The sequence below is a fragment of the Chitinophaga polysaccharea genome (assembly GCF_007829335.1).
Classification (GTDB): Bacteria; Bacteroidota; Bacteroidia; order Chitinophagales; family Chitinophagaceae; genus Chitinophaga; species Chitinophaga polysaccharea_B.
The window spans coordinates 602,535-617,143 of sequence record NZ_VIWO01000002.1; the positions used below are offsets into that span (position 1 = coordinate 602,535).

General features: G+C 49.5%; 14 protein-coding genes. 7 read left to right on the forward strand and 7 right to left on the reverse strand.

Annotated elements, in window-relative coordinates:
* Nucleotides 1-17: 17 nt before the first annotated feature.
* The gene (locus FHW36_RS10435) at nt 18-1,211 is read right to left on the reverse strand and encodes a THUMP domain-containing class I SAM-dependent RNA methyltransferase (protein ID WP_145666789.1); all 1,194 of its coding nucleotides are present in this window, start codon (nt 1,209-1,211) and stop codon (nt 18-20) included.
* A gap of 78 nt (nt 1,212-1,289) precedes the next feature.
* On the opposite strand from FHW36_RS10435, the gene FHW36_RS10440 reads away from it, so the two are divergent.
* Nucleotides 1,290-2,321 carry a sialidase family protein gene (locus FHW36_RS10440; RefSeq protein ID WP_145666798.1) on the forward strand — a complete coding sequence of 344 codons (1,032 nt, stop codon included), beginning with the start codon at nt 1,290-1,292 and terminating at the stop codon, nt 2,319-2,321.
* Between the two features lie 3 nt (nt 2,322-2,324).
* Here FHW36_RS10440 and map read toward each other — a convergent pair whose 3' ends face one another.
* The 4 genes from map to FHW36_RS10460 all read right to left on the reverse strand — a co-directional run bounded on the left by map (nt 2,325) and on the right by FHW36_RS10460 (nt 5,144).
* Nucleotides 2,325-3,089, reverse strand: coding sequence for a type I methionyl aminopeptidase (gene map / locus FHW36_RS10445; RefSeq protein WP_145666807.1), 765 nt, complete (start codon nt 3,087-3,089; stop codon nt 2,325-2,327).
* A gap of 117 nt (nt 3,090-3,206) precedes the next feature.
* Complete coding sequence (locus FHW36_RS10450) at nt 3,207-3,743, reverse strand: RNA 2'-phosphotransferase (protein ID WP_186452381.1); 537 nt, start codon at nt 3,741-3,743, stop codon at nt 3,207-3,209.
* Nucleotides 3,744-3,745: 2 nt separating this feature from the next.
* On the reverse strand, nt 3,746-4,291 hold the full coding sequence (locus tag FHW36_RS10455; RefSeq protein ID WP_145667876.1) for an NADAR family protein: 546 nt from the start codon (nt 4,289-4,291) through the stop codon (nt 3,746-3,748).
* On the reverse strand, nt 4,281-5,144 hold the full coding sequence (locus FHW36_RS10460; RefSeq protein ID WP_145666815.1) for a TIGR02452 family protein: 864 nt from the start codon (nt 5,142-5,144) through the stop codon (nt 4,281-4,283). The genes FHW36_RS10455 and FHW36_RS10460 overlap by 11 nt, the downstream gene beginning before the upstream one ends.
* A gap of 272 nt (nt 5,145-5,416) precedes the next feature.
* On the opposite strand from FHW36_RS10460, the gene FHW36_RS10465 reads away from it, so the two are divergent.
* The 6 genes from FHW36_RS10465 to FHW36_RS10490 all read left to right on the forward strand — a co-directional run bounded on the left by FHW36_RS10465 (nt 5,417) and on the right by FHW36_RS10490 (nt 9,454).
* The gene (locus tag FHW36_RS10465) at nt 5,417-5,842 is read left to right on the forward strand and encodes an organic hydroperoxide resistance protein (RefSeq protein ID WP_145666823.1); all 426 of its coding nucleotides are present in this window, start codon (nt 5,417-5,419) and stop codon (nt 5,840-5,842) included.
* Between the two features lie 10 nt (nt 5,843-5,852).
* Nucleotides 5,853-6,530, forward strand: a complete 678-nt coding sequence (locus FHW36_RS10470; protein ID WP_145666831.1) for a type 1 glutamine amidotransferase domain-containing protein — start codon at nt 5,853-5,855, stop codon at nt 6,528-6,530.
* A 24-nt stretch (nt 6,531-6,554) separates the two neighbouring features.
* Nucleotides 6,555-6,983 (forward strand): MarR family winged helix-turn-helix transcriptional regulator, encoded by a 429-nt coding sequence (locus tag FHW36_RS10475; RefSeq protein WP_145666840.1) that lies wholly within the window; start codon nt 6,555-6,557, stop codon nt 6,981-6,983.
* Nucleotides 6,984-7,092: 109 nt separating this feature from the next.
* A complete protein-coding gene (locus FHW36_RS10480) occupies nt 7,093-8,451 on the forward strand; it encodes a Gfo/Idh/MocA family oxidoreductase (protein WP_145666861.1) in 1,359 nt (452 codons plus the stop codon).
* A gap of 107 nt (nt 8,452-8,558) precedes the next feature.
* Nucleotides 8,559-8,978, forward strand: coding sequence for an SRPBCC family protein (locus FHW36_RS10485; RefSeq protein ID WP_145666871.1), 420 nt, complete (start codon nt 8,559-8,561; stop codon nt 8,976-8,978).
* A 23-nt stretch (nt 8,979-9,001) separates the two neighbouring features.
* Nucleotides 9,002-9,454 (forward strand): MarR family winged helix-turn-helix transcriptional regulator, encoded by a 453-nt coding sequence (locus FHW36_RS10490; protein WP_145666882.1) that lies wholly within the window; start codon nt 9,002-9,004, stop codon nt 9,452-9,454.
* 88 nt (nt 9,455-9,542) lie between these two features.
* On the opposite strand, the gene FHW36_RS10495 is transcribed toward FHW36_RS10490, so the two are convergent.
* Both FHW36_RS10495 and FHW36_RS10500 read right to left on the reverse strand, forming a co-directional pair.
* Entirely contained in the window at nt 9,543-11,318 is a 1,776-nt protein-coding gene (locus tag FHW36_RS10495; RefSeq protein ID WP_145666893.1) for an alpha-L-rhamnosidase-related protein, read from the reverse strand.
* Between the two features lie 24 nt (nt 11,319-11,342).
* Entirely contained in the window at nt 11,343-14,555 is a 3,213-nt protein-coding gene (locus tag FHW36_RS10500) for a glycosyl hydrolase (protein WP_145666902.1), read from the reverse strand.
* Nucleotides 14,556-14,609: the final 54 nt, after the last annotated feature.

Here is a 14,609-nt window from a genome sequence, read left to right on the forward strand (position 1 = left end):
TACTTTTATAGTAAGGACTACTCATCATTTTTATCTCCCGCCAGCTTCCTGGCATCACGGGTACCCGCATACAGCTCATATTCCAGCAGGCGGCAGTCGATCGTACTATTGTAAAATTCGATTCTTCTTTTGGCTTTCAGGCCTATTTTCTTTGCCAGTTCCAGGTTACCGGTAAACACGTAGCCGTGGTAGCCGCCGCAACGTTGTTTCAGGAAATCGCCGATGCGGCCGTAGGTTTCTTCCAGTGCTTCGATTTCGCCGAGGCGCAAACCATATTCCGGGTTCATATATACGACGCCGGCCGCATTGGCAGGCACTTCTGTAGCAGCAAAATCGCACACCCTGAATTCAATCATATCCTGTACACCAGCGGCCTTTGCATTCTTGCGTGCATTGACAATAGCCATATCACTAAGATCGGTAGCAATAATGCGTAAGCCGGGCACTTCTACTATCTGTTTTTCCAGGATGCCCCGCTCTTCCAGGTATACGTCTTCGTTATAGCCTTGCAGGTGCATAAAGGCATAGTTTTCGCGGAACAGACCGGGGCGGCTATTAGTGGCTATCAGTGCGGCTTCTATGGCCACGGTGCCGGAACCGCACATCGGGTTGATGAAGGGACTCTTACAATCCCATTTTGTAGCGAGGATGGTGGATGCTGCCAGGGCTTCCAGCATGGGCGCGCGACCCGGGATTTTGCGGTAACCGTGGCGGGCCAACGAATCGCCGCTGGTATCTACAAACACTTCTGCCTTTTCATTTTTCCAGAACAGGTGAATGACAGCACCGCTCAGCTCTGCGCCTGTAGATGGGCGTTTCCCTGTTTCAGCGCGCAGCCGGTCTACCACCGCATCTTTTACACGGAGATTGGCAAACATGCTGTTATTAATGGTATCATTCTGTACGTTGCTGGTGATTGAAAAATAGCCATCTGCCGGAAGAATCGTTTCCCAGGGATAGCTGTGCAATGCCTGGTAGATATCATCTGCATCGGTGGCCTCAAATTGTTTCAGGCTATAGAGTACCTGGCTGCCGCAGCGCAGCTGCAGGTTTAAACGGATACACTCGTTGACAGAAGCCTGTAACCGCACACCGGTCACAAATGTCTCATCTATCGTAAATCCCAGTTCTTTTACTTCCTGTTCCAGGAAGGGTGTCAGGCGTTTGTTACAGGTAACCGTAACTGTTCCTGTGGTAGTATATAATGACATAAGGCGGCAAATTTACCAATCTTTATGATAATCACCGTCCATTCCTTAATTTAACCGCCTCATAAGATCCCGTATAATATGCGAAATTGTTTCTCGCTGCTATTGCTGGCAGTATTTTATTTCCCGGCACAAGCACAACTGAAGGCCACACTGGTGCATAATAAGCTGATCATGGAAAAGCCGGTCACCCCTTCCAGTCATGCGTCTACCATCGCCGCCCTTCCTGGCGGACAATTACTGGCGGCCTGGTTTGGCGGTAAAGAAGAAGGTAGTAAAGATGTGGTGATATGGGCGTCTCTGTATAAAAATAACCAATGGCAGCAACCTGTACAGCTGGCAGATGGTATCGTCAGTGATACCCTACGGTACCCTTGCTGGAACCCGGTACTGTTCCGTACCCGGGCGGGATTGCTTTGCCTGTTTTACAAAGTGGGCCCCAATCCACGGGAGTGGTGGGGCATGGCCCGCTACAGCCATGACAACGGCGTTAGCTGGTCTTCTCCGGAAAAACTACCTGCCGGTATATTCGGACCTATTAAGAATAAATGCATACAGCTGCCTGATGGGCATTTGCTGCATCCCTCCAGTACAGAGAGTGTGAAAGGTAATATATGGATATCGCATATGGAAATCAGTGATAGCACTGGGCATGAGTGGAAGAAAATAAACATCAACTGCGACACTTTCAGCGTTATACAGCCTACGGTGCTCTCTTATAGAAACGGGAAACTACAGGCGCTGTTCCGCAGCAGGCAAAATGTGGTGGCCAGCAGCTGGTCGTCCGATAACGGGGCTTCCTGGAGCACGGTGAGTGGTTTGTCTCTCCTCAATCCCAATTCAGGTATTGATGCTGTTACCCGGCCCGATGGATGGCAGGTGCTGGTATATAACCCCACCAAATCAGGAAAAGATTGGTCGAATGGTCGCAATGAGCTGAGGGTGGCGGTGTCGAAAGACGGACTGCAATGGAAAGATGTGTATACCCTGGAGAAACATGCGGGTGGCGAATATAGCTATCCTGCTATTATCGCCACCGCAGATGGTTTGGTGCATATTACGTATACCAGTGACCGTAAGAATATCCGGGCAGTGACTTTATCGCTGCGTTAGTGATCAGTTCCAGATTTCGTTGGCGGCAGTCAATATAATAGGTGCCTGGTCGGTTACCACGATGGTATGTTCATGCTGGGCTACAAATCCACCTTTGTTGCCGATGAGCGTCCAGCCATCGTTGCTTTGATTGGCAAAAGAGGATTTGGTTGAGATAAATGTTTCAATAGCCACCACTCCGTTTCTTTTAAACCGGGTTTTATTGAAACGAACATAACAATTGAGGATATCGTCTGGCGCTTCATGGAGACTGCGGCCTACACCATGTCCGGCCAGGTTTCTGATTACTGTAAACCCGGATTTTCCGGCTTCGGTTTCTATAAATTTTCCCAGGTCGGCCACACGGGAACCTGTTTTAATGCGGTGAATAGCTTTATAGAGAATAGATTTTGATGCATCTACCAGTACCTGGTGATGATGGATATCTTCTCCCAACACGAAAGAGCCGCCATTGTCGGACCAGTAGCCATCCAGCTCTGCAGATACATCTATATTTACCAGGTCGCCTTCCTGCAATACTTTTGCTTCGGAAGGAATGCCATGTGCAATTTCGTTGTTGACGCTGATACAGGTCCAGCCGGGAAAGCCATAGGTAAGTCTGGGTGCGGACTTTGCTCCTAAAGCATTTAATATCTCTCCACCAAAATCATCGATTTCCCGGGCTGTCATACCCGGTTTGGCATAGTTTCTCATTTCTTTCAGGGTAACGGCTACTGCGTTGCTGACCCTTTTCATGCCATTGAGTTCTGCTTCGGAATTGATAGACATGTTTTTTATCTAAAAGTACTAATTAATTAAATAACAAAGCCTCTCCCGTTACAGGAGAGACTTTTCAGAAGAATTTCATTAAGCCGCTAAATCGCTGCCATGGCGGCAAAGCAGGCATTACTGAATATATTTCGGCGGCACTTCATCTGTGAGCCATACCCCGTTGGCCGACAGGTAAAACACCCAACCATCGCGATGCATTTGCCCGCTGCGTATAGTGAGGATAAGCGGTATGCCTCTCCTGCTGCCTACTTTCTGTGCCGTGCCCAGATCTTCCGACAGGTGCACGTGTTGACGGCTGACCTTCTGTATACCAGTGTTCCTGATCTGTTGCACAAATTTACCTACCGTACCATGATAGAGGTATTCCGGCGGTGTGGCCGGGGGCAGGTCCAGCGAGATATTCAGCGAGAGCGAATGTCCCTGGCTGGCCCTGATCCTGGTTTTATCTTCGTTGAACGCGAAGCGTTGTTTATCATTTTCGGCTACCATCGATTCCAGTTCGGTGCGTGAGAAGTGGAATCCATGTGCTTTACATTGTTGCAGTAAAGTAGCTACGTCGGCCCAGCCATGAGCATCGAGTGGTAGTTGTACTTTGTCCGGGTTATGCCGGAGAATAAGACTCAGCAGTTTGCTGATAGCTTTTGGTGTCATGTTTATTTCAATTGATCCCTTACCGTCATGAGTGCGTAGCCTAACAGGTTTTCGCCGCGCCACAGGGTGGGATTATCTGCATGTTCGTGGGTTTCCGCCATTCCAATTCCCCAGATACGATCCATGGGGCTGGCTTCTACCAATATACGTTCCTGCGTGTTTAGTAAAAATTTTTTCAATGCGGGGTCCTGTGAAAACTTATGATAGTTACCGGTGGCCACGATATCAAATTTATGGGCGTTCCAGGTAGCCTGGTCAAAATTTTTCACTTGCTGCCCCAGCTTTTTGACCTCTGCGGGGGCAGCCGCCTGCAATATCTTTTCCATTGCAACAGGGTCATTAAAGAGACGGGCTTTGCCCGCCATCATCCAATGTTCCGCCGTTTTATAGGTAATACCGTCTACGGTAAAATTGCTTTTCCACCACTGTCCCAGGCAGGAGGCGGTAATTTGTCCGTTTGGCGCCACGAGTGGCTTCCAGAAGAAGACAAACTTTAATCGCTCTTTCGCTTCATACCTGGCTAACAGCCATTCGTTATTATACTGCATGGTGTTGAAATTCGTTATTAAATGCGTTACGGTTATGTTGTTTTTCCGAAGTATCATACACGGCAAATACAATGTTTGTGAAGGCGTGTTGGAATACTTCGTTGTGGCAGATATGGTGCGCCAGCCAACGGGCGATATCTGCCGGGTTGTTCCTGAAAACACCACAGCCCCAGGCTCCCAATACCAGGGAGGTTTGTTTGTTGGCTACCGCCACTGACAATAGTTTTTCGATTCTTGCCAGCATCACGGCTTCCATGTCTTTAAGTCTACCGGGTTCATTGTTGCTGATGGCGCCCGCATTTACAGCCGGGGCGGTGATGATTGATACAAGATAGGCCTCGTCCAGCAATTCATCGCGGTCGTTCCTGAACACGGGTACCTGCGGAGAATAGATTATATTATCAGTGTACAGGCAGGTGTGGGTTAGTCTGTTGGCCGTATACATCTGTGGTTTGGATTTGAGGCAGGCATACAGGCCGCTGGCCCTGGACAGGGCTTCTTCCTGTGCTTGCGCGCCACCAAGAAAACCTCCGCCGGGATTTTTTGCCGAAGCAAAGTTAAGGCAGCATACGTCGGTGATGCCTTCTTTTACTATTAGCCGATAGGCAGCAGCGAAAGTGGTTTCACCGGTAACGGATATACGAAGTGGCCTCACTGGTAGGTTTCTCAACTGCTGGTCTCTTTGCAGACATACGGTTTCAAAATCTCCGGGCTTATAATGTACCGTGTTGGCTACGCTGTATTGCAGCGCAGCGCTGATATCAATGAGGTGGTTATGTTGATTTCGATAACAGCCTTTTTCCATTATCTCCAGCGTTTGGTAAGCCGTGGCTATTCTTTTGCTTTTGTTCATGTTGTTCCAGTTTTTCAGCAGGGTTGTTGGAATAATGGTGGGGTTAACATAATTCCATAGTACAGCTGAGGGTTCAATAATTTGTTTACGTCATTATGACGCAAAGTAAATGAATATTTATGACTTCACCATAATTTTTTTGGGAAGAAGGTCGAAAAGATGTTTTTCTCAACTCTACCGGGTATTTATTTGTTAATTATGAGAGGCGGTGATAAAATTAATTTGGAATTAAATTGTGTACAATTTAATTTTACACAATAAATTAGAATTTTATGGCCACATTTGAAAGCATATACACAGCACTCGCCACCGTAACGGGTGGCAGGAACGGACATGTAACATCTTCCGACGGGGTATTGGATATGGGTGTTCGCATGCCAAAGGAAATGGGTGGTAGCGGCGGCGCTTACACCAATCCCGAGCAACTATTTGCCGCGGGTTATGCCGCTTGTTTCGACAGTGCACTTAACCTGGTGATCAGAACAGAAAAGGTGCGTACCGGTACTACCCAGGTTACTGCGGCAGTTAGTTTAGGAAAGGATAACGCGGGGCGTTATGGCCTGGCCGTGAAACTGGAAGTAGCCATCCCGGATACTGACCCTGAACTGGCCCAGTCACTGATGGAAAAGGCGCACCAGGTATGTCCTTATTCCCAGGCTACCCATGGTAATATAAACGTTGAATTAGCTTTGATATAAACCAGATCATATGCAGGTACTTATTGTATTGACCTCGCACAGCGAGTTAGGCAATACCGGTCATAAGACCGGTTTTTGGGTAGAGGAGTTTGCCGCCCCCTATTATGTGTTGGCAGATGCGGGGGTAGAGATCACCCTGGCCTCGCCGAAAGGTGGTCAACCGCCGATAGATCCGAAGAGTGAGCTGGCCGAATTTCAAACCGCCGCCACCGAGCGTTTTAAGCGGGACCCTGCCCTACAGGAAAAGCTGGCGCATACGGTGAAGCTGAATGAAGTGGATGCCGCCGACTATGACGCGGTATTTTATCCCGGCGGCCACGGCCCATTATGGGACCTCGCCAATGATCCCAGCTCTATTTCACTGATAGAAACCTTCTATCGTCAAAATAAACCGGTGGCCTTTGTTTGCCATGCTCCCGGAGCACTGGTAAAGGTAAAAGGCCCTGATGGCGAGCCGTTGGTAAAAGGTAAGGAAGTAACCGGCTTCAGTAATGCAGAAGAAGAGGCCGTGCAACTCACTACCATTGTACCGTTCCTGTTGGAAGATGAATTGAAAAAGTTAGGCGGCTTTTACAGCAAAGGCGCCAACTGGCATCCTTACGCCCTGAAAGACGGCTTATTAATTACCGGGCAAAACCCGGCATCTTCTGAAGAAGTGGCTAAAATATTAATTGAAACATTAGCGTAGCTTTGTGTTGTTAAATCAAGTCAATTGAAACAACTAAAATTATCCAATCAGCTTTGCTTTTCGTTTTACGCATTATCAAGGCTGGTAACTTCGCATTACCAGCCTTTTTTAAATGCGATAGACCTTACGTATCCCCAATACCTGGTGATGTTATCGCTATGGGAACATGAAACGTTATCGGTGAAAGCGCTGGGAAAATTGCTGATGCTGGATTCCGGGACCCTCACCCCGTTGTTAAAGCGACTGGAAAGCAAAAAGCTGATTAAGCGGTCGCGCAGCAAAACGGATGAGCGGATCGTGAATATCCAGTTAACCGCAGCCGGGACGGAGCTGAAAGCCCGTGCCGCCGATATCCCTGAAAAAATCAGTTGCAGCATGGGATTCACCCCGGAAGAATATCAGACCCTGAAACCTATGATCAACGATATCCTGCAACGGAACCAGGAAGCCTAATCTTTTTTTTGCATAGCTGGCATTTTTTCGCATAATCTATTATCTTTCTTACTGAACCTTATTTTGTACGCGAAAGAATGTTTTACCCACTTTTAATTATTTCCACGCTATGCACCATTTTAACATCAATCGCCGTCGTTTTTTAAAGGGAGCTACGGCTACTCTCGCACTTTCCGCCATAGGCGCCAGCGCGCTCGATTTCATTTATCCTGACAAGCCTTTGCGGGTGGCGCTGATCGGCACCGGTTGGTATGGTAAAAGCGACCTATTCCGCCTCATACAGGTAGCGCCGGTGAAAGTGATTGCATTATGCGATGTTGACAAAAACATGCTGCAGGCCGCTGCCGACATGGTACGCCAGCGACAAGTCTCCCATGAAACGCCACGGTTGTATACCGACTACCGTAAGCTCCTGTCAGAAAATGAACTGGACATTGTGCTGATAGGAACGCCTGACCACTGGCATGCCCTGCAAACCATTGCTGCGCTGGAATCTGGCGCAAATGTATATGTACAGAAACCGATCAGCGTAGATGTGATCGAGGGGGAAGCCATGGTAGCCGCTGCCCGCAAATATGGCAAGGTAGTACAGGTGGGCACCCAACGGAAAAGTACTCCCCACCTGATAGATGCGAAAAAGAATATCGTAGATGCCGGCTTGCTGGGTAAAGTATCCCATGTAGAAATGTGCTGTTACTATCATATGCGCAATAATGGCAACCCGCCGGTACAGGCGGTACCTGATTATTTTGACTATGAGATGTGGACAGGCCCCGCTCCCCTGCGGCCTTACGACGGCCTCCCCCACGTACGCTGGTGGCGTACTTTTATGGAATACGGCAATGGCATTATGGGCGATATGTGTATCCATATGTTTGATACGGTGCGCTGGATGCTGCAACTGGGCTGGCCTAAGCGTATCAGTTCTACCGGCGGTATCTATGTGCAGAAAGAAGGAAAATCGAATATTGCCGATACCCAGTCAGCCATCTTTGAATACGAGGGATTAAACTGCGTATGGCAGCACCGTACCTGGGGCACGCCGGCAGATCCCAAATACCCATGGGCATTTAAATTATATGGAGAAAAAGGCACGCTGACTGCCAGCACCATGTCTTACGACTTCATACCTGCCGACAACGGTGCCCCTATTCATAAAGATGTAGTATATGAAAAGGAAAAATACCCGGAAGATCTGACCGAACCGGCTATTGAATTAAATGCAGCTCCTGCCACGCGCCTCCATATGCTCAACTTCCTGGGCGCCATCAAAAATGGCGGACGCCCCGTAGCAGATATCGAAGAAGGGCATATTTCCACCGCCAGTTGTATTCTCGCCAATATATCCATGCAACTGGGACGCCCGGTTGTTTACAACCCGCAGCAACGGATTATTACCGGCGATCCGGCTGCCACGGCCTTATTACAACGCCCCTACCGGTCGCCCTGGCAACACCCTTTAGTCTAAAAAAAACAACCATAAAATTATCATGATAAAATATGTTTGATTATCATAAGTACACTTATTATATTTGCACTTATAAAATAATTACTCACGTCAAAAACATTACTATCATGTGGTCACAATCCCATACTATCGTTACCAAATCCGCTACCAAAGAACAAATGTGGAAACTTTTTGCCGACGTTAACAACTGGCATACCTGGGATGACGGCATTGAATATGCCCGGCTGGACGGAAAATTTGAAAAGGGTAACCATTTCCTGCTCAAACCTAAAAACGGCCCTAAAGTGAAGATTGAGTTGTTTGACATCGTTCCAAATAAGAGGTTTGTTGACCTCACCCGCTTCCCATTGGCTAAAATGTACGGTGAGCATACCTTTGAAGAAACACCAGAGGGTCTGAAGATCACCACCACCATGACGGTATCCGGCGCCCTTGGATTTTTATGGAAAAAGATAGTGGCACAGGATATTGTGAACGGTTTACCTGCTGATATGGAAAATCAAATCCAGGTAGCGAGCAAACTATAATTATTTTTGCAAAAAAATGGGCGATGAAGAAAGAAGACAATCCTTTTAGTGTAGCCGAAGCAGAAGAGAGTCCGGGTTTTCTGCTGTGGCAGGTAACTAGTTTATGGCAGCGGGAAATCCGCAAGGCACTGGAGAAGTATGACCTTACGCATTCGCAGTTCGTTCTGCTGGCCAGTACCATGTGGCTTACCCGGCAAAACGAGCCAGTGACACAGATCCTGCTGTCTGCTCACTCCAAGATAGATCCGATGACCACTTCCACAGTGCTGCGCACCCTGCAAACAAAAGGCCTGCTGGAGAGACGGGAACATGCCACGGATACCAGGGCTAAAACCGTAGCGTTGACGGCCAACGGTGAAAAGATCACCCGGCAAGCTATTAAAGTAGTAGAGCAATTTGATGCCGATTTCTTTGCCCCCCTGGGTAGCAAGACCAGCGAGTTTAACAAGAAGTTGCGTTTGCTGCTGCAACAGTAATATTTAATATATACTTTGACGTTAGTGACCGGGAATAAAACGGCCCCGATGTACCGGAGCCGCTGAAAAGGGTTTCCTGCATCCCCTCCTATTCCCGGATAATTTTCACCTGGGCAGGCGCTTTGATAGTTGATTGAATTTTCCCGTTTGCCAGGCGCGTATGCTTTACTTTTACCACGCCATAGGGTGTTGGGAAAGTACCTTCTGCAAACCTAAGGTCTCCCAGGTGAGGCGCCACCCTGATCACCCGGCAACCGGGTGCTACTACCGAAATACCCAATACGTGCTCCGTTAACCAGGGTGTAGGCCCGGAAGCCCAGCCATGGCATAAGCTATGGCGCAATCCCTTGTAACAGTAAGCGCCATAATCGCCGTGAATATCTTTCTGGCCCGGCTGCACCAGGGTATCTATGCGTGCGGCGCCGGGCAGCCAGTCCATATTAAAATCTTCCCAGAAAGTGGTAGCGCCCAACTTAAGCATAGCGCCCCAGTAGGTGCGGATATCGTTTAGCCCTCCCTGGTAATCACCCGCTTTGGCTTTTGCCTGGAGCATATAGTAGCCGTAAAACGTGGAGTAATCTTTTACGCCTCCTGCAGATAGCATCTCCCGGTTAATTTTTTCTGCCGGCACCAAATCGGCCAGTGCCAGCAAAGCGGCGGCCTGCTTGGAGCCATTGGCATCCGGCACATTTCTTTTCAGGCGTGCTATGGCTGCTTCGCATTGCCGGGCAGTGGCCTCATCTTTCAGCACTTTGCTGAGATCGGCTCCCGCTTTGAGGGTCATGATCATCATGGCCTGCAATCCCGCATGTATACCGGGTTTATTTTCACTGGAAGGCCAGTCGAGGAACCTCGTGCCATCGTTCAGGTCTTCGCTGTTGTTGGTATCAATCTTCTTACATAAGTGACCCAACAGCCCTTTCAGGTAGCTGGCCTGTTGCTGCAGGTAGGCGCTGTTGCCGGTATGTTGATACCAGTCCCGCTGGATCAGCACCCACCACATGGAATAAGATACCATGCCGTTCATGTATTGCGGTATCGGCGTAATATCTCTGGCCAAATCGAGGCTGCGGGGCACCACTTCGTTATACCCAAATACGGCGCTGATCGTAGATGTTTCGGGGTGCATATCGCCTATCCATACCAGTCGATCGCGTTTAATGCCGTCCCACAGGTAGTCCTGCATATTGAGGTGCACCGTATAGGCGCCGGTCAGCCATATTTTGTTGAGCAGTTCGTCGCTGCATTTGAACGAGCCCAGGTAAGGCAAGTCGCGATATACGAAGATGGCCCTCACCTCTTTGAGTTGTAGTTCTGCCTTGTCATCGAGCAGATCTATCCGCACAAAGCGAAAGCCGGTATTGCCTACTTCCAGTTTGCCCAACCAGGGCACTTCTACCACCATGTCTCTTACTGCATGATCGTTAGTCGCATTTTTCGATGGTTCTATGTCACTCATGGCTTCACTCACCGATTCGCCAAAGCGCACCCGCAGTTTTATAGGTTTCCCGCTTTTATACATGCCGGTTACCAGTTGCAGGCCGCCGTGGAGTTCCTTTCCAAAATCAAACAGGATGGCCGGATGGGCGGTGACACTGCTTTTCAGCACACACATATTTTGATTAGCCAGGTCGGCCTGGCCATTACCCGGCAACAGGAAGCGGGCCGCATTGCTAATGCTGGCGCCGTCAGCGTTGGGCGTTTGCCAAGTAATTTTTTCCGGAGACAAGTAACGCCGTACGGTGGCGGTGGTTTGTACCGTTGCCATGCGGCTGCTGTCAAATACGGGCGGCAGCTGTGCCCGGAGGGTGTTTACCCATAATAACAAGGCGCTGAACGACGCCAGCCAGGTGCTTATTTTCATGTTGATCTTCCTGTGTTTACTTCATTAATATTTGATGGCTACCAGCTTCACCGGCCCCAATAAGCCAGCGGGCTGATAAGTAGCCTGCGGCGTATAGGGGTTTACGTTACTCCAGGTTTTACGTGCTTCCGGCGGCAATTTACTGTCGCCAATCAGCCGGTTTACCCAGGTATTCACCACTTCCACCGTTAATTTATTGACGCCTCTCCTGAGGGCCTGCTGTACATTTACGCGATAGGGCGCAGTCCATACGGTTCCCAGCTCGGCGCCATTCAGTTTTACTTTGCCCATTGCGGTTACATTGCCCAGATCAAGGAAAAGAGCAAGGCCCGCTGGTATATCATTTGCGGTAAAAGTGGTTTCATAAATAGCGGAACCGGAATAATCACGGATTTGTTCATTTTCATGTTTACTCCAGTCGATCAGTTGCTCAAATACTACGGGGTGTGCCGGTCCCCGCTTTGCTGCGTCGAATTTCACTTTCCAGGCGCCCGTCAATGTTGTGAGCACTACCGGTTCGGGAAAGTTAGTATGCCCGTTACCGTTATTAGCCACGGCTTTTCTGAATACTACAAAACCGCTCTCGTAAGGTGCTAACGTTAACGGTACTACGATATGCGACGATTGCATGATAAACTCTGGCAGATCGCGGATTTCGCCGGAAACGGCATTCCACCATTCCGGCTGACGACCGGTAACGCGAAATGCGGGATGCAACGTAATAGGTTGATCGGATTGGTTGGTTACGAAGTAAAGGTCGCCCATATCTCCACTGCGGTGTGCATACAACACATTTTCCGGTAGTTGGGCTACATCAGCAGGGAGTTGCAAGATGTTGAGGGCCGCCTTCATATCCATGCCACTGAGCACCTGCCCTTTACCATATGTGTGACGGACGCTTTGTTCACTCCCCCACAACGCAGTGGCCAGCTGCCGCACCTGTGCATCAGCAGCAGGGAAATGCTGCAGGCTGGGCGAACGTTTGGGGGCGGGACCCAGGATGGTGGCGCCTTCCTTTACCAGGGCTGCTATCTTCTCCAGTAATTCGGGCCGCATAGTTTCCAACTGCGGCAGTACCAGCAGGCGATAACTCATACCATCCGGCAACACCAGCTTCCCATCGCGCACCTGGAGCCGGTCCAGGATCACTTCTGCGTTGATGTAATCATAGGAATACCCGGCAGGCAGTTCCGGCTCACGGATACCTGTCATTTTAGGGGCATCTTCCCCGATGAAATAAGCAACATCATTCACGGCCTTACCTTGTTGTAAAAGGTAATTACATCTCCTGATATAATCTACAAAAGCTTTCCCCTGGTAAAACCAGGTATTCTTCCGGTTAAACTCTGTCCCGAAACCCGCGTTTACACCGGGTTCGCGATCTTCGTAAGGCTGCGTGATAAATACATGCAACAGGGTATGATTAATTCCTTCTGTGAAGGACCAATCGCCCCGGCGCTTGAGCAGTGCCGGATAGCGGACAAAGGCGGCGCCTCCGGCGGTAAAGGATTCTGCGGCTACGCGTGTTTTCCCGTAAATATGCGCCGCGGAAGAAGCAGCCCTGCACTCAATATTTCCCAGGGTACCTTCATTCCAGAATTCACCGGCCACTTCATCTGATTGCCCTCCGTACTTCAGGAACTCCGATGGAAAGCCCCAATGGCCGTAGTTTTCCAGCCATAGTTTCAGCCCATCTTTATGGCTGGCTTTGCGAAGACCGGCCACGTATTTATATGCCACGCGGTCGGCTATGAGGCGACGCAGGTCCCACAGGAAGCGGTCTGACTGATCGGGGCTACCCACTACCCTGCCAGATAATACCGGCAGCCAGGGCAAGGGATCATAGCCATATTGCCGGGCAAAATCTTCGGCCATGTCATCGGTCCAGTTCTGGGAGCCGGTTTCATAGCTATCGGCCACCACCCACTTCAGGGCACTGCGCTCGGCAGCAGGAATACTTTGGCGGATTTTACCGATAAAGGAATCATAGTGATGCTGCGACCAGCTGTCGCTGATCTTATCTATTTCCAACCCCGTGCCTTCCGGCGATGCCGGGGCGTTGGTAACACCGGTTGGTAGCATACCATAGCGTATCACCATCCAGTTACCCGCTGGTACCTGCCAGCGTAGTATACCTTCCGGAGAGACATTTTTTGTCAGGTCCACTACTTTCGCGGGATCTATTACCAGGGCGGCATCTGTTACCGGTGGCTGCTGTGGCCACTGGTATTCGTTCCATAGCGGTAAGGGAGTCTGGAACATTTTAGCCAGCTGTTTCTCCTCATAACGTTCAATGCGCGGGGCCGACAACAATTTTATTTCCGTCAGCGCCGGCTGGCCATTGCTGATGATTAGCCTAAACTGCTTGCCTGTAGCCGCATCAAAGGCAACAGCTACAGGAGCATAAGGCTTAAATCCTACATTGGGCTGGGGGTTACTGCGGTCGAAGGTAAATGTTTTAACACTACGCCAATTCCCATTTTGCTTTACCTGTAATTCGAAATTTGCCTTCGAAGGTTTAACCGCCGGGTAAATAACCAGGCTGCGGGCGGTGAAGTCCTGGCTCACTTCCAGGTCAATGCTGATACTGGCGGGTTTGTTACTCCCAGCTATCATGGCTTCATCGGCTATATTTCCATCTACCAGTTGTTCGATATGCTGATAGCTTGCATTAGAAGTGAGGTGGGGAGTGTGTTTGTTGATATCGTCTTCGTCGGCCGCGGGTACTGGAAAGGCCAGTACGGCTACCTGCTGAAAATTGGGCGCAGCGGCGGGGAGCTGCTGTGAGAGCTGTTGAGGTCCTTTGACGGTGATTTCGTTACCTGCCAGGTAGCGCATGGACTGGGAGGGTTTGATCCAGGGGCCTCCGCTCTGGCTCCAGCCGGGACTGTTGAACATCCCGATATCCAGCCCATTCCTGGAGGCCGTACTAACAGCGGTACGGGTCACCTTCCACCATTCGTCTGAAAAAAGTTTGATCGTTCCATAAGGTACTTCCTCTTTCGCATAACCGATATTTCCAATAAAAGCGCGACCTATCCCTATTTTCACCATGGCTTCAATATCTTTCTTTACACCTTCCTGCGAGATATTGTCACTCATCCAGTACCAGTACACGCTGGGTTTTATGCTATTGGGAGGCGTGATAAAACCTTGCTGCAATTGCGCGCTGGCGGCACTCACCAGTCCCAGCAGGCCAACAGCCATCATTGTTCTTTTATAGAGAAAGTAATTCATAGTGGAATACGTTTATACGTTACCGTGATAACAACACCGAATAGTGACCCGTGC